Origin of the sequence: Pseudomonas sp. YuFO8 (assembly GCF_035065025.1) — a bacterium.
GTDB classification, from domain to species: Bacteria; Pseudomonadota; Gammaproteobacteria; order Pseudomonadales; family Pseudomonadaceae; genus Aquipseudomonas; species Aquipseudomonas putida_AE.
In genome coordinates this window covers 221,777-243,812 of the sequence record NZ_JAXDEQ010000005.1, presented here as the reverse complement: position 1 = coordinate 243,812, position 22,036 = coordinate 221,777, and the positions used below count along the sequence as shown (strand labels likewise).

The 22,036-nt window shown below is 61.2% G+C and carries 21 protein-coding genes; 13 read left to right on the top strand and 8 right to left on the bottom strand.

Features of this window, described 5'->3' with window-relative positions; all coding sequences use genetic code 11:
• Window positions 1-153: 153 nt before the first annotated feature.
• Both SOP95_RS07250 and SOP95_RS07245 read right to left on the bottom strand, forming a co-directional pair.
• A complete protein-coding gene (locus SOP95_RS07250; protein ID WP_323606654.1) occupies window positions 154-2,565 on the bottom strand; it encodes a penicillin acylase family protein in 2,412 nt (803 codons plus the stop codon).
• A gap of 111 nt (window positions 2,566-2,676) precedes the next feature.
• Complete coding sequence (locus SOP95_RS07245; RefSeq protein ID WP_323606653.1) at window positions 2,677-3,258, bottom strand: DUF6436 domain-containing protein; 582 nt, start codon at window positions 3,256-3,258, stop codon at window positions 2,677-2,679.
• 95 nt (window positions 3,259-3,353) lie between these two features.
• Between SOP95_RS07245 and SOP95_RS07240 the strand changes: the two genes are divergently transcribed.
• Window positions 3,354-4,301, top strand: a complete 948-nt coding sequence (locus tag SOP95_RS07240; RefSeq protein ID WP_274073615.1) for an alpha/beta hydrolase — start codon at window positions 3,354-3,356, stop codon at window positions 4,299-4,301.
• Window positions 4,302-4,412: 111 nt separating this feature from the next.
• Here SOP95_RS07240 and SOP95_RS07235 read toward each other — a convergent pair whose 3' ends face one another.
• Window positions 4,413-5,165, bottom strand: a complete 753-nt coding sequence (locus tag SOP95_RS07235) for a DUF2059 domain-containing protein (RefSeq protein ID WP_274073614.1) — start codon at window positions 5,163-5,165, stop codon at window positions 4,413-4,415.
• A gap of 108 nt (window positions 5,166-5,273) precedes the next feature.
• Between SOP95_RS07235 and SOP95_RS07230 the strand changes: the two genes are divergently transcribed.
• On the top strand, window positions 5,274-5,906 hold the full coding sequence (locus tag SOP95_RS07230) for a 2OG-Fe(II) oxygenase (protein WP_323606652.1): 633 nt from the start codon (window positions 5,274-5,276) through the stop codon (window positions 5,904-5,906).
• Window positions 5,907-5,908: 2 nt separating this feature from the next.
• Window positions 5,909-6,394, top strand: a complete 486-nt coding sequence (locus SOP95_RS07225; protein ID WP_323606651.1) for a DUF523 domain-containing protein — start codon at window positions 5,909-5,911, stop codon at window positions 6,392-6,394.
• Between the two features lie 124 nt (window positions 6,395-6,518).
• Here SOP95_RS07225 and SOP95_RS07220 read toward each other — a convergent pair whose 3' ends face one another.
• A complete protein-coding gene (locus SOP95_RS07220; RefSeq protein ID WP_274073611.1) occupies window positions 6,519-7,103 on the bottom strand; it encodes a transporter substrate-binding domain-containing protein in 585 nt (194 codons plus the stop codon).
• A gap of 135 nt (window positions 7,104-7,238) precedes the next feature.
• On the opposite strand from SOP95_RS07220, the gene SOP95_RS07215 reads away from it, so the two are divergent.
• On the top strand, window positions 7,239-7,664 hold the full coding sequence (locus SOP95_RS07215) for a DUF4399 domain-containing protein (protein WP_274073610.1): 426 nt from the start codon (window positions 7,239-7,241) through the stop codon (window positions 7,662-7,664).
• A gap of 110 nt (window positions 7,665-7,774) precedes the next feature.
• Here the strand turns inward: SOP95_RS07215 and serA are convergent, their stop codons facing one another.
• On the bottom strand, window positions 7,775-9,004 hold the full coding sequence (gene serA / locus SOP95_RS07210; RefSeq protein WP_020797315.1) for a phosphoglycerate dehydrogenase: 1,230 nt from the start codon (window positions 9,002-9,004) through the stop codon (window positions 7,775-7,777).
• Window positions 9,005-9,208: 204 nt separating this feature from the next.
• Here serA and SOP95_RS07205 point away from each other — a divergent pair, with 204 nt between their 5' ends.
• The 4 genes from SOP95_RS07205 (at window position 9,209) to SOP95_RS07190 (ending at window position 13,429) form a co-directional block, all read left to right on the top strand.
• Entirely contained in the window at window positions 9,209-10,603 is a 1,395-nt protein-coding gene (locus SOP95_RS07205) for an FAD-binding oxidoreductase (protein ID WP_060543975.1), read from the top strand.
• Between the two features lie 36 nt (window positions 10,604-10,639).
• Window positions 10,640-11,305 carry a fumarylacetoacetate hydrolase family protein gene (locus tag SOP95_RS07200; protein WP_160386172.1) on the top strand — a complete coding sequence of 222 codons (666 nt, stop codon included), beginning with the start codon at window positions 10,640-10,642 and terminating at the stop codon, window positions 11,303-11,305.
• A 160-nt stretch (window positions 11,306-11,465) separates the two neighbouring features.
• Window positions 11,466-12,392, top strand: a complete 927-nt coding sequence (locus SOP95_RS07195; protein WP_323606650.1) for an SdiA-regulated domain-containing protein — start codon at window positions 11,466-11,468, stop codon at window positions 12,390-12,392.
• Between the two features lie 119 nt (window positions 12,393-12,511).
• On the top strand, window positions 12,512-13,429 hold the full coding sequence (locus SOP95_RS07190; protein WP_274073607.1) for an SdiA-regulated domain-containing protein: 918 nt from the start codon (window positions 12,512-12,514) through the stop codon (window positions 13,427-13,429).
• A gap of 123 nt (window positions 13,430-13,552) precedes the next feature.
• On the opposite strand, the gene rpiA is transcribed toward SOP95_RS07190, so the two are convergent.
• Window positions 13,553-14,227 (bottom strand): ribose-5-phosphate isomerase RpiA, encoded by a 675-nt coding sequence (gene rpiA / locus SOP95_RS07185; RefSeq protein ID WP_323606649.1) that lies wholly within the window; start codon window positions 14,225-14,227, stop codon window positions 13,553-13,555.
• A gap of 285 nt (window positions 14,228-14,512) precedes the next feature.
• On the opposite strand from rpiA, the gene ilvA reads away from it, so the two are divergent.
• Window positions 14,513-16,027, top strand: a complete 1,515-nt coding sequence (ilvA, locus tag SOP95_RS07180) for a threonine ammonia-lyase, biosynthetic (protein WP_274073606.1) — start codon at window positions 14,513-14,515, stop codon at window positions 16,025-16,027.
• A 39-nt stretch (window positions 16,028-16,066) separates the two neighbouring features.
• The gene (locus SOP95_RS07175) at window positions 16,067-16,492 is read left to right on the top strand and encodes a DUF2269 domain-containing protein (RefSeq protein WP_323606648.1); all 426 of its coding nucleotides are present in this window, start codon (window positions 16,067-16,069) and stop codon (window positions 16,490-16,492) included.
• A 108-nt stretch (window positions 16,493-16,600) separates the two neighbouring features.
• On the opposite strand, the gene SOP95_RS07165 is transcribed toward SOP95_RS07175, so the two are convergent.
• Window positions 16,601-17,257, bottom strand: coding sequence for an HAD family hydrolase (locus SOP95_RS07165; protein WP_323606647.1), 657 nt, complete (start codon window positions 17,255-17,257; stop codon window positions 16,601-16,603).
• Window positions 17,258-17,400: 143 nt separating this feature from the next.
• Between SOP95_RS07165 and SOP95_RS07160 the strand changes: the two genes are divergently transcribed.
• Both SOP95_RS07160 and ptsP read left to right on the top strand, forming a co-directional pair.
• Window positions 17,401-17,880 (top strand): RNA pyrophosphohydrolase, encoded by a 480-nt coding sequence (locus SOP95_RS07160; RefSeq protein ID WP_007897732.1) that lies wholly within the window; start codon window positions 17,401-17,403, stop codon window positions 17,878-17,880.
• A gap of 22 nt (window positions 17,881-17,902) precedes the next feature.
• The gene (ptsP, locus tag SOP95_RS07155) at window positions 17,903-20,182 is read left to right on the top strand and encodes a phosphoenolpyruvate--protein phosphotransferase (protein ID WP_274073603.1); all 2,280 of its coding nucleotides are present in this window, start codon (window positions 17,903-17,905) and stop codon (window positions 20,180-20,182) included.
• 112 nt (window positions 20,183-20,294) lie between these two features.
• Here the strand turns inward: ptsP and SOP95_RS07150 are convergent, their stop codons facing one another.
• Entirely contained in the window at window positions 20,295-21,041 is a 747-nt protein-coding gene (locus SOP95_RS07150) for an NRDE family protein (protein WP_274073602.1), read from the bottom strand.
• A gap of 132 nt (window positions 21,042-21,173) precedes the next feature.
• Between SOP95_RS07150 and SOP95_RS07145 the strand changes: the two genes are divergently transcribed.
• On the top strand, window positions 21,174-21,956 hold the full coding sequence (locus SOP95_RS07145; RefSeq protein WP_274073601.1) for a sulfite exporter TauE/SafE family protein: 783 nt from the start codon (window positions 21,174-21,176) through the stop codon (window positions 21,954-21,956).
• Window positions 21,957-22,036: the final 80 nt, after the last annotated feature.

The window sequence follows — 22,036 nt, the reverse complement described above, 5'->3', positions numbered from 1 at the left end:
TACTGAGCCCCCGCGCTGGCAACAGCTTTGTGGGAGCCAGCCTGCTGGCGATGGGGCCAGTCCAGCCAACACAAATCTACTGAGCCCCCGCGCTGGCAACAGCTTTGTGGGAGCCAGCCTGCTGGCGATGGGGCCAGTCCAGCCAATACAAATCTACTGAGCGCTACGCGCCGGCAACAGCTTCAACGTACTCCGAGTATTCGCCGTCACCTCTTCATCATTGAGATGCGCCTGGAAATACATCCCCTCGATATACGCCTCGGCCTGATCGTCAAAGTGCCTGTCGAACAGCACGCCGCTCTGGCCGACCGGGTTGACCGTCAGGCTGTGGGCGGGGTCGGCGAAGTCGATCAGGCGTCGGGTCGATGGGCCGTAGGTCACCGGCCACGGCGCCGGGCCGATCTTGGCCGAGAGATTGTTCGGCACTTCATGGGTGCCGGGAGCCGCGAACGGGCCGATATTGAACAGCCGGTCCAGCGGCTTTTGCTGCCCCAACGGATGGCCATGGGTGAGTGTGTGCGCCTTGCCCCATTGCCATTGCGAGAAATCGCCACCCAGCGTGGCCTTGAGGTGGGCGATGCTGGCCTGCCAGGCAACCTTGACGGTATCGGCGCGGGTTTCCTTGGCGGGGGTATTGCGGTTGTCCCACCAGGGTGAGTCTGCCGTGGCCGCCAGGCGCGGCAGCGCGGCATCGATCACCCGGGTTGAGAGCAGCGTTTCGAAGAAATCATTGCCCAATTCATCGCGCATCGCCGCGTCAGTAAGGTTGAACAGCAACTGGTTGAACAGCGTGGCGCTGGTGGACTCGAGCGGGTAGTCACCCTGCCACTGGGACAGCTGCTCCACCAGCTTGAGCTCTGCAGGATCGCTGACCACCTCGCGCAGCGTCGGCAGTAGGGGCGCCAACAGGCGCGGGCCGTAGGCGGTGGTGGTGCCCAGTTGCAGCGCCTGACTGTTTTCCAGGTCCCACTTGATGGTCTTGTCGCTGAGCTGGCGATTGAGTTGCTGGCCGCGATCGGCGAGGTTGTAGTAACCGGGGATCTCCATCCCCGTCGACGACAGCGGCTGGAAATTGGCCGAGACGATATAGCCCCGGGCCGGGTTCTCTTCCTGCGGGTTGGCGCTGAACGGGTAGAAGCCGTCCTTGTCGGCATCCGAGGTGCTGCCATCGAGGATGAACCACGGCTTCACTCCGGCAGGGCGCTTGGGCAGTTGCGCCGCGGCCCACCAGCCAATGTCGCCCTTGGCATTGGCCCAGACGATGTTCAGGCCGGGCGCCTGGACCTTCGCAGACGCGCTACGGGCCTTGGCCAGGGTGTCGGCGCGGTTGAGCTGGTAGAAGCCTTCGATGATCGGGTTCTGGCTTTCGAGAAACCCCCACCACATGGCGATCGGCGTCTTGCCGCCGGCCTTGCCCAGCGCATCGTTGACGATCGGACCGTGGGGTGACTGGCGCAGCGTCAGGGTCACAGGTGCCTGGCCCTTGACCGCGATCTGCTGCTCGCTGCTGACCATGTCCACCCACTTGCCGCGGTACCAGACCTGGTTGGGATTGTCCGGATTGACCTTTTCGGCGATCAGGTCGAGGTCATCGTTCTGGAACATGGTGATGCTCCAGCCGAAGTCGCGGTTCATGCCCAGGGACGCGAATGGCATCAAGGCCTGGTAATGGCCATAGAGCTCGAAGCCCGGCGCCGAGAGCTGCGCTTCGTACCACACCGACGGCGCGGAAAAGCGGATGTGCGGGTCACCGGCCAGCAGCGGCTTGCCACTTTTGGTGTGGTTGCCGGAAACCACCCAGGCATTGCTGCCTTCGAATTGTGGCAGGCCATTGTCGGCCAGGGCCTGTTCGCTCAGGCGGGCAAGGGCGTTGAGGTCTTTCCAGTCGGCGCTGGCCAGAGGTGAGGGGGCTTTGTTGTGTTGGTTTGCCAGCACGCCCTTGGGCTGCCAGTCGAGATCGAAGACGCTCAGGTAGTCGCCACCCAATTGATCGCGCACGTAGGTCAGCAGCGGTTCGGTGCGAAACGCCGCGGCAAAGCTGTAGGCCATGTAACCGGCGATGCTGATGGTGTCCTGCGCGGTGAACGGGCGCTTGGCGATGCCCAGCACATCGAACTCTATCGGTTTGGCGTGGCTGTCCTGGTACTGGTTGATGCCGTCCAGGTAGGCCTGCAGGGCAAGAAAGGCGGGCGATTGCTTATCCATGTTCGCCAGGTAGGTTTCGGCGCGTTCGCGAATGCGCAGGCTGCGCATGAGCTTGTCGGTGTCGAGCAGTTTCGGCCCGAGTACCTCGGCCAGTTCGCCACGGGCCAGGCGTCGCAGGACCTCCATCTGGAACAGCCGATCCTGGGCGTGGACGTAGCCGAGGGCACGGTACAGGTCGGTTTCGTTGTCGGCACGGATGTGCGGGATGCCGCGCTCGTCATAACGCACGGTGACCGAACCTTGCAGGTGCTGCAGTTCCACCATGCCCTGGCGTGACGGCTGCTTGCTGTAGACATACCAGCCGCCGCCAGCGGCGAGCGCGACGATCAGCAAACCGAGCGCGGTCAGGCTACGTTTCATGGTGACTCCTTTTATTGTTATCGGTGACAGCATTCCCTGGCGAGACTGTTTAACACGACAGGCCTGTTTTGGCCCATCGCCCGTAGGAGGGATTCTCGTCGGCTGTCTGCGTTACTGCGTAGGGGTGACAGGCCAGGGGCAGTAACACCCCACGGCCAGTGTGTGGGTGGCATTCACTTCGCGGCCCTGGTTCAGCGCTTGCAGGATCGGTTCGATAAAACTGTTGCTGGAGTTGCAGGTCAGGCCTTCGCTGTAGGGCCCGAAGTACGCCAGTTTGCCGGCGCGATCCCATATCGCCACGGCGGGGCTGGCGGGGATCTGTTCGGAGCCGGGCAGGACGCTGATGGGTTTCAAGGTGTTCAAGGTGCCTGGCAACTGGCCGTGGCTGCCTGGTTTTTGCACGGCATAAAACTCCACGCCCTGGGGCTCATAGAGTTCAACCAGTTCGCTGAGGTGTTGCTGGTTGCCGACGTTGCATGGGCAGGCTGGGTCCCAGAAGTGCACGAGTCGGATGGCGCCGGGGCCGGCCAGGTTGTCGGGCAGGCGCAGCGGATCACCGGAGAACATCGCCGTATGCTCGCTGAATGCCCGCAGGTAGCGCCCCTGAAACCAGTCGTAGGCGGCCCACAGCACTGCGGCGCACACGAGGGCAAGCAGGCTGGCGAGCAGGGCGGCGCGATAGGGCGAGCGCATGGGTTCACTCCTTGAAGGTCGACTAGCTTGCCATGCTTGCTGCGACAGATGAATATCGCAGGTCCATAAAGTCCGTTTCGCGCTCTGGAATGCCCATGTCAGTGACCTTCGACCCCGATCATCTGCGTGCCAGCCTGCGGCCGCTGGCGCAGGGGCTGCCCTTGTCAGCGGAGGCGCAGGCCTATCAGCGGTTTTATGGGCTGGATTTTTCGTCGCGCAATGTCCGCAGCGGCCTGGGGTGTTTCAAGGTCGATGGTTATGAGGTGGTCAGCCAGGTCTGGTGGCCAGAGCAGGTGAAGGCGACGCTGTTTGTCTTTCACGGTTTCTACGACCACACCGGTCTCTACCGGCATGTGATCGAGTGGGCGCTGGAGCAGGGCTTCGCCGTGATTGCCTGCGATTTGCCGGGCCATGGGCTGTCCAGTGGCGAGCGGGCTAGCATCAAGGATTTCGCCGAGTATCAGGACACCCTGCAAGGATTGTTCGCCGAGGCGTTGTCCATCGGCCTGCCGCAACCGTGGCACTTGTGCGGGCAAAGCACGGGGGGCGCGATCGTGGTCGATCATGTGCTCAATGCCGGGGCGAGCAGCCCGGCCCAGGGCCAGGTGATCCTGTTGGCGCCGCTGGTGCGGCCACGGGCGTGGGGCTGGTCGCAAGTGAGTTATTACCTGCTCAGGCCTTTCGTCAAAGCCATTGCCCGGCGCTTCAGCGAGAATTCCGGCGACCCGGCCTTCCTGCCGTTCCTGCAAGCCGACCCGTTGCAGCCGCTACGCCTGCCGACGGCGTGGGTGGGAGCGTTGGCGCGCTGGATCAAGCGCGTCGAAGCGGCACCGGCCAGCGCGCGCCGGCCGCTGATTGTGCAGGGGCAGGCGGACATGACCGTGGATTGGCAGCACAACCTTGAAGTGCTGCGGGGCAAGTTCGACCGGCCGCAGGTATTGCTGCTGCCAGAGGCGCGGCATCATCTGGCGAATGAGACGCTGGTATTGCGCGGGGAGTATTTCGGGTTTTTGAGCAAGCGGATCAAGGGGCGCAATCTGTAGCGATTGTCAGGGCCTCATCGCCAGCAGGCTGGCTCCCACAATGGATCTGCATGCACCGGCCCCCTGTGGGAGCTAGCCTGCTGGCGATAGCGATCTGACTATCGCCAACAATCACTGGCTGAGATTGGAAGTGCTTTGCCCCACCGCCAACCCCGCCCGAATCGCCGCCAGCGCCGCCTGGTAATACGCCTTGCCTTCCGCCGACTCGGCAAAGGTGGCGAACTCTTCCAGTTCCTCATCGGACAGATCGCGATAGACGTACAGCAGCGTATTGTTCAGGTCGCTGCCGATCTGCTCCATCAAGCGCTGACGCTGCCCGTTCAACATGCCTTGGGCCTGTCCTGCACCGAGCAGCCCCGGAATCATCGAACTGAGGCTGTCGGCCGCGACACCGGCAATCGCCAGGCTGACTTCCGCACCGGCCTCGCGTGCAGGCAGGGCCTGGGCCAGGTGGCCGATGATCAACAGGCGGCTATCGCTGGCCTGCATCTTGGGCAAGCCCTTGGCGTTTTTCGCCAGTTGATCGCGGCGGGTGGCGAGCAATTCGGCGGCGACGATCTTCTTGCCCAGGGGTGATTGAAAGAACGCCAGGGCCGGTTTCGGATCGGCGAGGTTCTTGCGCAATTGCGCTTCGGCACGCTGGTCCACGGCCTTGGGGTCGAAACGTTGATTGCTGTTGGCGACCAACGCCTGGAACACCGCAGGTGGCAGGCTGCTCTGGTAGCGCTGTTGGGCGGCCGAGAGGGCGTCGTTGAAATGCGCGCGTTGTTCTGGCCAGCCGGCGACCTTGTACAGTTGGTCGTGGCCGTCTGCCCAGGCGGGCATCACACAGAGCATCAGCAGGGAGAAAAGCAAACGGCGCATAGGGACTCCTGTCAGCAGGCGACTATTCTCCGTGTGGCATAGAGTCTTGTCGAGAATTCGTATCAACCCGCTGCGTGGCTCTGTCGGATTTCCAGGCGCAGGAATACTATGCGCGCCATGCAAATACCTTCTGATCACCCGCTGCTGTTACGAATCGTCGACGACCTGGCCGCCAGCGGTTGGTCGCAGCAGAATATTTTCCTGTCTCAGGATCTGACCCGAGCGCTGGCGGCCGAGTGCCGTAAACGTGCCGCCGAGGGTGAGCTGGCCCCGGCCGCCGTGGGGCGAGGCCCGTCGTCGGAGATCCGCGAGGGGATTCGCGGTGATCATATCCAGTGGATCGAGCCCGGCCAGGCCCAGGTTTGCGACAGCTATCTGGGCTTGATGGACAGCCTGCGCGAGGCGCTGAACCGTGGCCTGTTCCTGGGGCTGGAGGATTTCGAGAGCCATTTCGCGATGTATCCACCCGGTGCGTTCTACCTCAAGCACGTCGACCGTTTTCGTGACGACGACCGACGCATGGTGTCGGCGGTGGTCTACCTCAATGACGCCTGGCTTCCGGAGCATGGGGGGCAGCTGCGTATGTACCTGAACGATGCTGAGCAATACGATGTGGTACCCGTCGGTGGATGCCTGGTGGTGTTCCTGTCGGGGGAGGTCCCCCATGAAGTCCTGCCTGCGAACCGCGAGCGCCTGTCGTTGACCGGCTGGTTCCGGCGTCGAGGCAACGAGCCGTTCTGATCATGCAGAAAATACTGGTAAGCCGCTGCCTGTTGGGTCACCGCGTACGTTACGACGGCGGGGCCAGCGGGCCGTTCGATCAGCTTCAGGCGTGGCTCGACGAAGGTCGGGTCGTGCCGTTGTGTCCGGAAGTCGCCGGTGGCCTGCCAACGCCCCGTGCGGCGGCGGAGATTCCGGGCGGGCAGGGCGGTGAAGTGCTGGATGGCCAGGCGTCGGTGATCACCACCGAGGGCGAGGACGTCAGCGCGCAGTTTCTGTCGGGGGCTTATCTGGCGCTGGAGTTGGTGCAACGGCATGGCATCCGTATTGCCGTGCTCAAGGCCAACAGCCCCTCGTGCGGCAACCTGCTGACCTATGACGGGACGTTCAGTGGGGTGAAAGTCACTGGCGAAGGTGTGACGGCGGCGCTGCTCAGGCGCCATGGCGTCCAGGTTTTCAGCGAGCTGGAGTTGGCCGAAGCAGCTGAATCCTTGGCAGCACTCGACTAACTACCAACACAGGACCAATGTGGGAGCGGGCTTGCTCGCGAAGGCGTAGTGTCAGCCGACAATCATATCGCCTGACACACCGCTTTCGCGAGCAAGCCCGCTCCCACAGGGTTATTCGGCGAATTCAGGGCTTGGGTGCCGCCCCCGATTCCGCCCCAAACCATTTCTCCTCCAGCGCTTGCAGGCGGCCATCGGCCTTGATCCGCTGCAACGCGCTTTCCAGGCTGGCGTGAAACGCCGGGTTACCCTTCTGGAACGGAATCGCCAGGCTCACGGCCGGGTTGGCTTTGGGCTTTTCTTCCGTCAGCGACTGCACCAGCAGGATCGATTGCGGCTCGTCCTTCTGCGCGATCAATTGCGCATTGGTCTTGATGTAAGGTTCGCTGAAATCGAAACGATCCTTGAGCGCCGAGGTCTCTGCAATGTGATTGATGGCGACGTCGTACTTGCCGCTTTCCACGCCGGTCAGCAGGTCACTGGCGTCAGTGACGACAAAGTCGGCGCGCACATCCAGTTCGCTGGCCAGCATTTGACCCAATTCGACTTCGAAGCCCGTCAGGCTGCCGTCTTTCTTGAAATTGAAGGGCGGTGTATTAGCCTCAAGGGCAATGCGCAATTCACCGCGGTCGTTCACGTCATCAATCAGTTCGGCATGAGCCAACGGGCTCAAAAGGGGTAGCAGGCAGATCAGGCCAGGCAGAAAACGCATGGTCACTCCTTTGAAATCATTATCGCGACGCTCTGGATCAGGCTCGCTTTGCTATGGTTGTCGAGTGCCTTCGACAACGATTGACCATGAAGTTGTGATGGTCACGGAAATTTTACGGAAAAACTGGAGAAGAGAATGAAAACCTTTATGTCACGTGCTGCTTTCGCTGGCCTGTTGATGGGCGTTTCAGTGTTGGCCAGTGCCGCAACGCCAGCGCCCAAGGGCGCTGAAGTGTCCATCGTTTCTCCGGCAGACGGTGCAACGGTCCCGCAGACTGTCGTGGTCAAGTTCGCCGTCAAGGACATTGCGCTGGCGCCAGCGGGTGATGTCACCAAGAACACCGGTCACCACCACCTGCTGATCGATGTCGATGAACTGCCGGCCGCCGGCCAGCCGATCCCCAACGATGCCAACCACCTGCACTTCGGCAAGGCGCAGACCCAGGCTGAAGTAAAGCTGACGCCAGGCAAGCATACCTTGCAGCTGGAGCTGGGCGACAGCGGCCACATGCCGTTCGATCCGCCGATCGTATCGGAGAAGATTACCGTCAATGTGAAATAAAAAAAGGGAGCCCGCTTCGCTGGGGCTCCCTTTTTTTATAGCGGCAAGCTTTAAGCTTCAAGTAAAAGCAGAGACGAACGCCACTTGCCGCTTGCCGCTTGTAGCTGCTCTTAGAACAACACCCGACTACGGATGGTGCCGTTGACGTGTTGCAGCTTCTGTTGCGCCAGGTCCGAGTACTCGGCGTCTACGTCGATGACCACGTAGCCGACTTTCTCGTTGGTCTGCAGGAACTGACCGGAGATGTTGATGCCGTTTTCGGCGAAGACCTTGTTGATCTCGCTCATCACACCCGGGATGTTCTCGTGGATGTGCAGCAGGCGGTGCTTGCCAGGGTGAGCCGGCAGGGCCACTTCCGGGAAGTTCACCGACGATACCGAAGTACCGTTGTCGCTGTACTTGACCAGCTTCTCAGCCACTTCCAGACCGATGTTGGCCTGCGCCTCGGCGGTGGAACCACCGATGTGCGGGGTCAGGATCACGTTGTCCAGGCCACGCAGCGGGCTTTCGAACTCTTCGTCGTTGGAGCGTGGCTCCACCGGGAACACGTCGATGGCCGCGCCGATCAGGTGCTTGTCCTTGATCGCGTCCGCCAGGGCGTCCAGTTCGACCACGGTGCCGCGTGCGGCGTTGATCAGGATGCCGCCCTTCTTGATGGCGCGGATTTCCTTCTCGCCGATCATCCACTGGGTCGCAGCGGTTTCCGGTACGTGCAGGGTCACGATGTCGGACATGCCCAGCAGTTCGTGCAGGTTGCCGACCTGGGTGGCGTTACCCAGTGGCAGCTTGGTCACGGTGTCGTAGAAGTACACCTGCATGCCCAGGCCTTCGGCCAGGACCGACAGTTGGGTACCGATCGAGCCGTAGCCGACGATGCCCAGCTTCTTGCCGCGGATCTCGAAGGAGTTGGCCGCGCTCTTGATCCAGCCGCCACGGTGGCAGGAAGCGTTCTTCTCAGGGATACCGCGCAGCAACAGGATCGCTTCGGCCAGCACCAGTTCGGCAACGGAACGGGTGTTGGAGTACGGCGCGTTGAACACGGCGATACCGCGTTCGCGGGCAGCGCTCAGGTCGACCTGGTTGGTGCCGATGCAGAAACACCCTACCGCCACCAGCTTCTTCGCGTGATCGAAGATCTCTTCGGTCAGTTGAGTGCGCGAGCGAATGCCGATGAAGTGAGCATCAGCGATCTTTTCCTTGAGCTGGGCTTCCGGCAGAGAACCTGTGAGGTACTCGATGCTGGTGTAGCCCGCCGCCTTGAGGACGTCGACAGCCGATTGGTGGACGCCTTCGAGAAGAAGGAACTTGATCTTGCTCTTATCGAGAGAAGTCTTGCTCATCTGCGTAAACCTGTATCCCGGAGAAAAATGGCAGGAAATGGTCAACAGACGCTGACCCGGACGACAAGAATGCCGTCGCCGCAGAACAGCCGTTGGGCACTATGCTGCGGGGTCGGTATGCTAGCATATGCACCCCGCTAAACACTCATTCCTGCGACGTGAAGCGTTCTCAGGATGACCATGAATTGTTCGAGAGTTCTGTCGATGACCAATCCTGCCCTGATTGATGAGCTGAAGACCCTGGTTGAGCCTGGCAAGGTGTTGACCGACGCCGACTCCCTGAATGCTTACGGTAAGGATTGGACCAAGCATTTCGCTCCTGCCCCGACCGCCATCGTGTTCCCCAAGACCACCGAGCAGGTCCAGGCCATTGTCCTGTGGGCCAATAAACACAAGGTGGCGCTGGTGCCGTCCGGTGGTCGTACCGGCTTGTCTGCCGCTGCCGTCGCAGCCAATGGCGAAGTCGTCGTGTCGTTCGACTACATGAACCAGATCCTCGACGTGAACCTGACCGACCGCACCGCCGTGTGCCAGCCTGGCGTGGTTACCGAGCATCTGCAGAACGTGGCCGAAGAAAAAGGCCTGTACTACCCGGTGGACTTCGCCTCGGCAGGTTCCAGCCAGATTGGCGGCAATATTGGCACCAATGCCGGCGGGATCAAGGTAATTCGCTACGGCATGACCCGTAACTGGGTGGCGGGCATGAAAGTCGTCACCGGCAAGGGCGACGTGCTGGAGTTGAACCGCGACCTGATCAAGAACGCCACCGGCTACGACATGCGCCAGCTGTTCATCGGTGCAGAAGGCACCCTCGGTTTCGTGGTCGAAGCGACCATGCGCCTGGATCGCGCGCCGAAAAACCTGACTGCCATGGTCTTGGGTACTGCCGATTTCGATTCGATCATGCCGGTGCTGCACGCGTTCCAGAGCAAGCTGGACCTGACCGCTTTCGAATTCTTCTCCGACAAGGCCCTGGCCAAGGTCATGGGCCGTGGTGACGTGCCGGCGCCGTTCGAAACCGACTGCCCGTTCTATGCGCTGCTGGAATTCGAAGCGACCACCGAGGAAGTGGCCAACCACGCCCTGGAAACATTCGAGCACTGCGTCGAGCAGGGCTGGGTGCTGGACGGCGTGATGAGCCAGAGCGAAACCCAGCTGCAGAATCTGTGGAAACTGCGCGAATACATTTCCGAAACCATTTCCCACTGGACGCCGTACAAGAACGACATTTCGGTCACTGTTTCGAAAGTCCCGGCGTTCCTCAAGGAAATCGACGCGATCGTCGGCGAACACTACCCGGACTTCGAAATCGTCTGGTTCGGCCACATCGGCGATGGCAACCTGCACCTGAACATCCTCAAGCCGGATAACCTGAGCAAGGACGAGTTCTTCGCCAAGTGCGCCACCGTCAACAAGTGGGTGTTCGAAACCGTCGAGAAGTATAACGGTTCGATTTCCGCCGAACACGGCGTGGGTATGACCAAGCGCGATTACTTGACCTACAGCCGTTCGCCAGTCGAAATCGAGTACATGAAAGCCGTCAAGGCGGTGTTCGACCCGAACGGCATCATGAACCCGGGCAAGATTTTTGCTGTTTGATTTTCGAACTTAAGTGCAACGAAGCAGGAGTCGGTAATGAGCTATCAGCACCAGTATGTCGACGGAACGCGTATTCACTTCCCGCTGGGGAAAGTGGTGTGCATTGGCCGTAACTACGCCGAACACGCCAAGGAACTGGACAATCCGGTACCGACCGAGCCGCTGCTGTTCATCAAGCCCGGCAGTTGTGTGGTGCCGCTGGAAGGCGGTTTCAGCATTCCGACCGAGCGTGGCTCGGTGCACTACGAAGCGGAAATCGCGGTGCTGATCGGCAAGCCCTTGTCGACCAAACCCAGCGTTGAAGAAGTGCTCGACGCCATTTCCGGCTTCGCCCCGGCCCTGGACCTGACCCTGCGCGACAAGCAGGCCGAGCTGAAATCCAAGGGCCTGCCCTGGGAAATCGCCAAGTCCTTCGACGGTGCGGCGGTGATTGCGCCGTTCGTCTCCGGCGGCACCTTCGCCGACCTGACCGACATTGGCATTCGCCTGACCATCAATGGCGAAGTGCGCCAGGACGGCAACAGCAGCGCGATGCTCAACCCGATCGTGCCGATGATCCAGCACATGGCCGGCTGCTTCTCGCTGCAGGCCGGTGACGTGATCCTCACCGGTACGCCAGTGGGTGTTGGCCCGCTGAATGTCGGTGACGAGATCGTCCTGGAACTGCCGGGCGCCAGCAGCTTCACCAGCAGCGTTCGCTAAGCAACGCAAAACCCTTGTAGGAGCTGGCTTGCCAGCGAAGAGGCCTTTTACATTCAACATCCATGTTGACTGTTATAGCGCCTTCGCTGGCAAGCCAGCTCCTACAGGGGGTGCGGTTGTGCTATTACCCCAAGCCTGAATTTCTGGAACGCATGCCCTGATGGCCACTCAACCGCTCTCGTCGCTCAAACCTGCCCGTCGCTCGCGCTTTGCCCTGCGTTGGTATTCCTGGCTGTTGCTGTTGGTCGCCGCCGCCTATGGCCTGGCGTTTGCCATGCATTGGGATGACCGTGGCGTGCTCTGGCTGCAGGAGCGTTTTGAAAGCCCGGCCGAGCGCCAGGACAGTGTCTGGCTGCCGGACTACCATGCGGTGATCGACGCCAAGCCACTGCCGGGCATGGAAAAGGATGAAGCGTCGGATGTCACCTACGATGCCCAGACCAAGACCCTGTTTTCGGTGATGGGTAAAAATCCGTTCCTGGTCGAGTTGTCGCTGCAAGGCGATGTGCTGCGCAAAATGCCATTGGTAGGCTGGAGCAATCCTGAAGGGGTGACGGCCCTGGGCAACGGGATGCTGGCCATTGTCGATGAACGTGACCACCAGGTGATCCTCGTCAAGGTCGACGCCGACACTCGCGAGCTGAACATCGCTGATTATCCGAAGTACGACCTCGGCCCTTCGAAAGACCAGAACAAGGCCTTCGAGGCTGTCACCTGGGATGCGCGCAATCAGCAATTGCTGTTGGGTGAAGAACGTCCGCCCGCGCTGTTCACCTGGAAAGGCGACGGCAAGACACTCACCGGTGGCAAGCAAAAGCTTGCCAGTGATGAGCTGGACATCCGCAACCTGTCTGCCCTGGCCATCGATCCACGGACCGGCCACACCCTGGTGTTGTCTGCTGACTCGCACCTGTTGCTGGAGCTGGACGAGAAAGGCGAGCAGGTCAGCTTCATGACCTTGCTGGCTGGCTTCAACGGCCTGAAGAAGACCATTCCGCGGGCCGAAGGCGTGACCATGGACGAGGCCGGCTCGATTTACATCGTGAGTGAGCCAAACCTGTTTTATCGCTTGGAAAAACAGAAGTAATCGCCTTTACCTGTAGGTATTTTTGCCGCTGGTTGTAGGATCAGGCCAATGGCCATTAAGCTTCAGTTCAGCCAGGCGTGATATTTCATCCGCCTGTTCTGAATCCCGAGCCCACCTGAATGCGTCGATTAGCCCGCCCCAAACCCCTGCTTTTGCTCCTGTCGGTGATTGCCCTGAGCGTATTGATCGCGGTCGGCCAGTACCTGCGCCTGTTCGAGCGCGGCTGGTTCAACCTGCACACGCTCTGGCAGCCGACGAACAGCCAGTCCATTGGCCTGGACCAGTATCGGGTGGTGTTGGAGGGGCAGGTCATTGAAGGGCTGGACGACGATGTGTCAGCGTTGACCTTCGATCCGGTGCGCAAAAGCCTGTTCACCGTCACCAACCAAAACTCCGAATTGATCGAGCTGTCCCTCGACGGCAAGATTCTGCGCCGCATCGCGATGGTAGGCTTTGGTGATCCTGAGGCCGTTGAATTCATCAGCGCCGACACCTACGTGATCACGGACGAGCGCCAGCAACGGTTGATCAAGATTCATCTTGAGCATGACACCACCTTCCTCGACGCCGCGGACGCGGAGCAGATGACCCTCGGTGTGCACATGAGCGGCAACAAGGGTTTCGAGGGGCTGGCTTATGATTCGGTGGGCAAACGGCTGTTCGTGGCCAAGGAGCGTGACCCGATGCTGATCTACGAAGTGCACGGGTTTCCGCATTTCAATCCGGAAAAATCCTACGCGGTGCATGTGGTCAACAATCCCAAGCGCGACGCCGGGATGTTTGTGCGAGATCTGTCGAGCCTGCAATACGACGAGCGCAGCGGGCACTTGCTGGCGTTGTCCGACGAGTCGCGACTGATTCTGGAGCTGGATGTGGACGGTCGGCCGCTGAGCACCATGTCGCTGAACAAGGGGCGTCAGGGTCTGCAAAAGACCGTGCCGCAAGCGGAAGGGATCGCCATGGATGACGACGGTACGATGTACCTGGTGAGTGAGCCGAACTTGTTTTACGTCTTCAAGAAGCCTGCACAACCCTGAAGCTGAAACGCGCACCCTGTAGGAGCTGGCTTGCCAGCGAAGAGGCCATGACATTCAACATCTTCGTTGGATGTAACGCCGCCATCGCTGGCAAGCCAGCTCCTACAGGGGTTGTGCGTGTTCTTATTGGGTGCGCAGGGTTTTTACGCCTTCGCTCGTGCCCAGCAACAGCAGATCCGCCGGACGCGCCGCGAACAAGCCGTTGGTGACCACGCCGACGATCGCATTGATCTGCGATTCCAGCTCGACCGGGTTGGTGATCTCCAGGTTGAACACGTCGAGAATGATGTTGCCGTTGTCGGTCAGCACGCCTTCACGGTAGACCGGGTCACCGCCGAGTTTCACCAGTTGGCGGGCCACATGGCTGCGGGCCATCGGGATCACTTCCACGGGCAGCGGGAACGCGCCCAGGACCGGCACCAGCTTGCTGGCGTCGGCGATGCAGATGAAGGTCTTGGCCACGGCCGCGACAATTTTCTCGCGGGTCAGGGCCGCGCCGCCGCCCTTGATCAGGTTCAGGTGCTCGTCGCTCTCGTCGGCGCCGTCGACGTAGAACTCCAGGTCGCTGACCGTATTGAGCTCGTACACCGGAATGCCGTGGCCCTTGAGGCGTGCCGCGGTGGCTTCGGAGCTGGCGACCGCGCCGTCGAATGCACCTTTGTGCTGGGCCAGGGCGTCGATGAAGCAGTTGGCGGTGGAGCCGGTGCCGACCCCGACGATGCTCTTGTCATCGAGTTTCGGTAGGATGAAGTCGACGGCGGCCTGGGCTACGGCCTGTTTGAGTTGATCCTGGGTCATGCGGGCTCCGAAGTGCCGAAGAGGGAACGAAAGGCCGGCATTATAGGCTTCGGGGCCGGGAAGGTCATTGCCCGATTGGCGGGTCGGTCTCCCGGGTCACTGTAGGCGCTAGCTTGCTCGCGATGGTCGTGAACGAAAACGCGTAAAAACAGGTGTCCAGCGGCGTCATTGCGTTTTCGTCGGAACGCCGCCCGGAGCAAGCTCGCTCCTACAACAGGTGGTCGTGCGGCCAAAAGCCGGGTTAGACTCCTTGATCCTGCCCAACCCGCTCAGTGATGCTTTCCGATGCTTGAACAGTACGTCAAAAAGATCCTCACCTCGCGCGTTTATGACGTTGCCGTAGAAACCCCATTGCAGACTGCCCGTCAGCTCTCCGAGCGGCTGGGCAACGAGATTTTGCTCAAGCGTGAAGACTTGCAGCCGGTGTTCTCGTTCAAGATTCGCGGCGCCTACAACAAGCTGACTCAACTGAGCGACGAAGAGCGCGCCCGCGGCGTGGTCACCGCTTCCGCGGGCAACCATGCCCAAGGCCTGGCCCTGGCCGCCAAGGTCCTGGGCGTGAAAGCTACCATCGTCATGCCCAAGACCACACCCGAGATCAAGGTCGAAGGCGTGCGTTCGCGCGGTGGCAAAGTGGTGCTGCACGGCGATTCGTTTCCGGAGGCCCTGGCCTACTCGCTGAAACTGGTCGACGAAAAAGGCTACGTCTACATTCACCCCTACGACGATCCCCACACCATTGCCGGGCAGGGCACGGTGGCCATGGAGATTCTGCGCCAGCACCCCGCGCCCCTGGATGCGATCTTCGTGCCGGTGGGTGGCGGCGGCCTGATCGCCGGTATCGCGGCCTACGTGAAGTACCTGCGGCCGGACATCAAAATCATCGGCGTCGAACCGGATGACTCCAATTGCCTGCAAGCCGCCATGGCGGCCGGCGAGCGCGTGGTGTTGCCGACCGTGGGTATCTTCGCCGACGGCGTTGCGGTGGCCCAGATCGGCCAGTACACCTTTGAGATCTGCAAAGACTACGTCGACGAAGTCATCACCGTCAGCACCGACGAAATCTGTGCGGCGATCAAGGACATCTACGACGATACCCGTTCGATCACCGAACCGGCCGGCGCCCTGGGCGTGGCCGGGATCAAGAAGTACGTCGAGTCCCGCGGCGTCAGCGGCCAGACCTTCGTGGCCATCGACTCCGGGGCCAACGTCAACTTCGACCGCCTGCGTCACGTCGCCGAGCGCGCCGAACTGGGCGAGGGCCGCGAAGCCATCATCGCCGTGACCATCCCTGAGAAGCCGGGGAGCTTCAAGGCGTTCTGCGAAGCCATCGGCAAGCGCCAGATCACCGAATTCAACTACCGCTACAACACCGGCAGCGAAGCGCACATCTTCGTTGGCGTGCAGACCCATCCGGACACCGACCCGCGCCGCGCGTTGATCGCCAGCCTTGGCGAGCAGGGTTTCCCGGTCGTCGACCTGACCGACAACGAACTGGCCAAGTTGCACATCCGTCACATGGTTGGCGGTCGTGCCGCGCACGTGGTCGATGAAGTGATCCTGCGCTTCGAATTCCCGGAGCGTCCGGGTGCGCTGTTCAACTTCCTCAACAAGCTCGGCGGGCGCTGGAACATCTCGATGTTCCATTATCGTAACCATGGTGCGGCCGATGGCCGTGTGGTCGCGGGCCTGCAAGTACCTCACGATGAACGTCACCTGGTACCTGCGGCACTGGAAGAAATTGGCTACCCGTACTGGGATGAAAGCGACAACCCGGCCTATCAGCTGTTTCTTGGCTGAGCGGCTACGCTGATGGGCAGGTCATAAGGAATAGCGACGATGGAAACGTTAACCGCCCTGAAAGCGGCGCACATGGTGGCGACGGTGGTGCTGCTGCTGGGTGCGCTGGGCTTGGGCATCTGGGTTTGGCGCGCGCGGCGTAGCGGCGACGCGACGGCAGGCAGCCGCACCCTGCAACGGCCGCGAGTGTTTGTTTGGTTGTTGATGGGGCTGGCGCTGTTGAGCATGCCGTTTACCGGCTGGGGGATGGTGCACCTGGTGGGTTGGCCGTTGGGGCAGACTTGGTTGCTGGCTTCCAGTGTGCTTTACACCGTGGCGGCGTTGGCGTGGTTCTGGTTGTTGGTGCGCCTGAATAGATTGCGCAAGACGCCGGGTGGGGTGGGCAGATTTACCTTTGCCCTGGCGTTGTTCAGTTTTGTCTGTTTTGTGGCGATTGCCGGGTTGATGGGGGCCAAGCCTGTGTAGGAGCGAGCTTGCTCGCGATGGTCGTTAACGAAAACGCGGGGTGCCTGACTCTCCGCAGCGACCTTAAGTTTTTCGCGAGCAAGCTCGCTCCTACAGGGTGGAGCTCAATTAATCGCGCAAGCTAATCACCGGCCACCCACGCTTCTCAGCCTCAGCCCGCAAATTCGGATCCGGATCAACCGCCACCGGATTCGCCACCTGCTCCAGCAACGCCAGATCATTCATCGAGTCGCTATAAAAGTAGCTGTCTTCCAGCGAAAACCCGGTCTCTTCCAGCCAACGATTCAGCCTTGTCACCTTGCCTTCACGAAAGCACGGTACATCGGTACTGCGCCCGGTATAACGGCCGTCCTGCATCTCGCATTCGGTGGCGATCAGGGTCTCGACGCCCAGGCGTGTGGCAATGGGGCCGGTCACGAAGCGGTTGGTGGCGGTGATGATCACCAGTTTGTCGCCGGCATCGCGATGTTTGGCCAGCAACTCGATCGCCTTGGGCAGCATGATCGGTTCGATGCAGTCGCGCATGTAGTCGCTGTGCCACAGATCCAGGGTGGCCATTTCGGTACGGCCGAGCACTTCCAGGCAGAAGTTCAGGTAGGCGGCGTTATCCAGCTTGCCGGCCAGGTAGTCCTGGTAAAACTCGTCGTTGCGTGTTTTGTAGGCGACGGCGTCGAGGAAGCCGCGCTCACACAGGTAATCGCCCCAGGCATGGTCGCTGTCGCCGCCCAGAAGCGTGTTGTCCAAGTCGAATAAAGCCAGCCGCATTGCAGTTACTCGCTGAAAAGTCTGTAGAAAGGCGTCCAGAATACGGACTTTTCACAAGAGTGCACATAACGTAGACCGGCGCGTTGCTGCCTTCACAACCTTTGTGGAACAATGCGACGACATGCGTTTGCGAGGTTGTTGCCGTGATCGACCCCGATGGTTTCCGTCCTAATGTCGGGATCATTCTCACGAATGATGCCGGCCAGGTGCTGTGGGCTCGCCGTATCAATCAAGATGCCTGGCAGTTTCCTCAAGGTGGGATCAACCCCCAGGAGACGCCGGAAGACGCCTTGTACCGCGAGCTGAACGAAGAAGTGGGCCTGGAGCGCGAAGATGTTGAAATACTCGCCTGCACCCGGGGCTGGTTGCGCTATCGTTTGCCGCAACGTCTGGTCAGGACGCACAGCCAGCCGCTGTGCATCGGCCAGAAACAGAAATGGTTTCTCCTGCGCCTGATCTCCAACGAGCAGCGGGTGCGGATGGATTTGACCGGTAAACCGGAATTCGATGGCTGGCGCTGGGTCAGCTATTGGTATCCGTTGGGCCAGGTGGTGACATTCAAGCGCGAGGTGTATCGACGCGCCCTCAAAGAGCTTGCCCCGCGCCTTTTAGCGCGCGACTGACGACGGAGTTCGACCCCGAGCCATGCTCAATACGCTGCGCAAGATCGTCCAGGAAGTTAACTCCGCCAAGGATCTCAAGGCGGCGTTGGGGATTATTGTGTTGCGGGTCAAAGAGGCCATGGGCAGCCAGGTCTGCTCGGTCTATCTGCTTGACCCGGAGACCAACCGCTTCGTGCTGATGGCCACCGAGGGCTTGAACAAGCGCTCGATCGGCAAGGTCAGCATGGCGCCCAATGAAGGTCTGGTCGGCCTGGTCGGCACGCGTGAAGAACCCCTGAACCTCGAAAACGCCGCGGATCACCCGCGTTACCGCTACTTCGCCGAAACCGGTGAAGAGCGCTACGCGTCGTTCCTCGGGGCGCCGATCATTCACCACCGCCGCGTCGTCGGCGTGTTGGTCATCCAGCAAAAAGAACGCCGCCAGTTCGATGAAGGTGAAGAAGCCTTCCTCGTGACCATGAGCGCGCAGCTCGCCGGGGTTATCGCCCATGCCGAGGCCACCGGTTCGATCCGTGGCCTGGGCCGGCAGGGCAAGGGTATCCAGGAAGCCAAGTTCGTCGGTGTGCCGGGCTCGCCTGGCGCGGCGGTGGGCACGGCGGTGGTCATGTTGCCACCGGCCGACCTGGACGTGGTGCCCGACAAGACCATTACCGACATCGAAGCTGAACTCGGGCTGTTCAAGACCGCCATCGAAGGCGTTCGGGCCGACATGCGCACCTTGTCGGCCAAGCTCGCCACCCAGTTGCGCCCGGAAGAACGGGCCCTGTTCGACGTCTACCTGATGATGCTCGACGACGCGGCGTTGGGCAACGAAGTGACCACCGTGATCAAGACCGGCCAGTGGGCCCAGGGCGCGTTACGCCAGGTGGTCACCGATCACGTCAACCGTTTTGAACTGATGGACGACGCCTACCTGCGTGAGCGCGCCTCGGACGTCAAGGACCTTGGTCGGCGCCTGCTCGCCTACTTGCAGGAAGAGCGCCAGCAAACCCTGGTCTACCCCGACAACACCATCCTGGTCAGCGAGGAACTGACGCCGGCCATGCTCGGCGAGGTGCCGGAAAACAAGCTGGTGGGCCTGGTGTCGGTACTCGGTTCGGGCAACTCCCACGTGGCGATTCTTGCCCGGGCCATGGGCATTCCGACGGTGATGGGCCTGGTCGACCTGCCGTATTCCAAGGTCGATGGCATCGGCATGATCGTCGACGGTCATCGCGGCGAGGTCTACACCAACCCCAGCGACGTGCTGCGCAAGCAGTTCGCCGAGATGGTCGAGGAAGAGAAACAACTGGCCCTGGGCCTCGATGCGCTGCGTGACCTGCCGTGTGTCACGGTCGATGGCCACCGCATGCCGCTGTGGGTCAACACCGGCCTGTTGGCGGATGTGGCGCGGGCACAGAAACGCGGCGCCGAAGGCGTGGGTCTGTATCGCACCGAAGTGCCGTTCATGATCAACCAGCGGTTCCCCAGCGAAAAGGAACAGCTTGCGATCTATCGCGAGCAACTCGCCGCCTTCCACCCGCAACCGGTGACCATGCGCAGCCTGGACATCGGCGGCGACAAGTCGCTGTCGTACTTCCCGATCAAGGAAGACAACCCTTTCCTCGGCTGGCGCGGCATTCGTGTCACCCTCGACCACCCGGAAATCTTCCTGGTGCAGACCCGCGCCATGCTCAAGGCCAGCGAAGGCTTGAACAACCTGCGGATCCTGCTGCCGATGATCTCCGGCACTCACGAGCTGGAAGAGGCCTTGCACCTGATTCACCGGGCCTGGGGCGAAGTCCGCGACGAAGGCTGCGACGTGCCTATGCCGCCTGTCGGTGTGATGATCGAGATTCCGGCGGCGGTTTATCAGACCAAGGAACTGGCACGTCAGGTGGACTTCCTGTCGGTCGGCTCCAACGACCTGACCCAGTACCTGCTGGCCGTGGACCGCAACAACCCGCGGGTGGCGGACCTCTATGACTACCTGCACCCGGCGGTGCTCCAGGCCCTGCAGAACGTGGTGCGCGACGCCCATGCCGAAGGCAAGCCGGTGAGCATCTGCGGCGAGATGGCCGGTGACCCGGCTGCGGCGGTGCTGTTGATGGCGATGGGCTTCGACAGCCTGTCGATGAACGCCACCAACCTGCCGAAGGTGAAGTGGATGCTGCGCCAGATCAACCTGAGCAAGGCCAAGGAATTGCTCGCCGAGCTGATGACCATCGACAACCCGCAGGTTATCCACAGCTCGCTGCAGTTGGCGCTGAAGAACCTTGGGCTGGCGCGGATGATCAATCCGGCGGCGATCAAGGTTCTCTGAAACGCTGAGGGCCTCATCGCTGGCAAGCCAGCTCCTACAGGGGATTTGCGTCGTTCATAGATCTAATGTGGGAGCGGGCTTGCTCGCGAAGGGGCCGGCACGGACAACGCAACTAAATCCTGATTTCCACTTCCCCAAGATGCCCCCCATACGGCCCGAAACTCCGTTCAACCAAACGCCGCGACCCATCCGCCTGCACAATCAACGCCGTACTCGCCCGCGTGCCATAACTCTGGCTGGCAATGAACACACTCGACAGCAACGTCTCTGTCGCCAGCCCCACCCCGGTATCCGGCAACTCGGCAAAGGGTGCGGTCTGCGGGTCGTTCAGCAAGGCCAACAACGCCTGGGGTTGCGGATCATCCAGCACCTCACTCAACGCCGCCCTGGCCTTGAGCAGTTTCGGCCACGGCGTATCCAGCCCGGCGTTCGACAGGCCGTAGACCCCCGGTGGCAGCATCACTGCTTCCGATTCCCGGGCATTGAAGTGCCACAGCTCGTTGGCGTTGCCGATCAGCAGGTTAAACCCGCCATATTCCGGCGAACGGGCGACAACGTCGTCTAAATAGTCGTCAATTGGCAGGTCTTTGGTGAGGAATCCTGCCACCAGTTCACCGCGAGACCGGCGCCCCGGCGGTCGATGCGGGTCGCGGATGTTGGTCAGCGCAGCAAAACGCCCATTGGCGCCGACACCCAGCCAGGTGCCACCCGCCTCCAGGTCGCGCCCGGCGTGCACCTGCGGAGCTTCGGGCCATTGCGCCAGCGGCAGGCTGGGGCGGGCATAGAATTCGTCGCGGTTGGCCGCCACGATCAGCGGTTGGGCGTGGCCCGGTCGCCAGGCGAAAACAATCAGGCACATAAGGTGATCCCTGTGTGTTTTTTGCCCACTCTACGCAGTCATGGTGCGGGTATCCATCGCCATCCAGTGGAGCCCGAGGCCATGCATCCGTTACCATGCCGCTCCGGTTTTGGGGTTGGGTGGGGAAACAGCATGGAATTTCTGCTCTATCTGGCGCTTGGCGCCTGTGCCGGAGTGCTGGCCGGGCTGTTCGGCGTGGGGGGTGGAATCATCATCGTCCCGGTGCTGGTGTTCAGTTTCAAAGCGCAGGGATTTGATCCGTCGATCCTCACGCACCTGGCCGTGGGCACCTCGCTGGCGACGATCATCTTTACCTCGGTCAACGCCATTCGTGAGCATCACCGCCGCGGGGCGGTGCGCTGGCCAGTTTTTGCGTGGATGACCCTGGGTATCCTGATCGGTGCGGGTTTTGGCGCACTGACCGCCGAAGCGATCTCCGGGCCCAACCTGCAAAAGATCATCGGCGTGTTCGCCCTGGTCATCGCCGCGCAGCTGGCGTTGGACCTCAGGCCCAAGGCCAGCCGAACGGTGCCGGGGAAAGTCGGTCTGACTGTTGCCGGCAGCGTGATTGGCTGGGCTTCGGCGATTTTCGGCATTGGCGGCGGTTCGCTGACCGTGCCGTTCCTGACCTGGCGCAGCGTGCCGATGCAGCAAGCGGTGGCGACGTCATCGGCCTGCGGCCTGCCGATTGCATTGTCCAGTGCATTATTTTTCATGATTCTGGGCTGGCACGATCCATTGCTGCCAGCCCATAGTCTCGGTTTCATTTATTTGCCGGCGTTGTTGGGCATTGCCCTGACCAGCATGGTCTTCGCCCGCTTCGGCGCGCGACTGGCGCACAATCTGTCGCCCAGGTTGCTGAAAAGACTGTTTGCCGCTTTGCTGTTCTGCGTCGGTCTGAGCTTTCTAGTCTGAAGCATCTGCTCTGACGGGCAGCACAATCCTGGCTTAATCCTGAGGTGGCAGCGTCGCCCGGGAATTGATTTGAACTCATG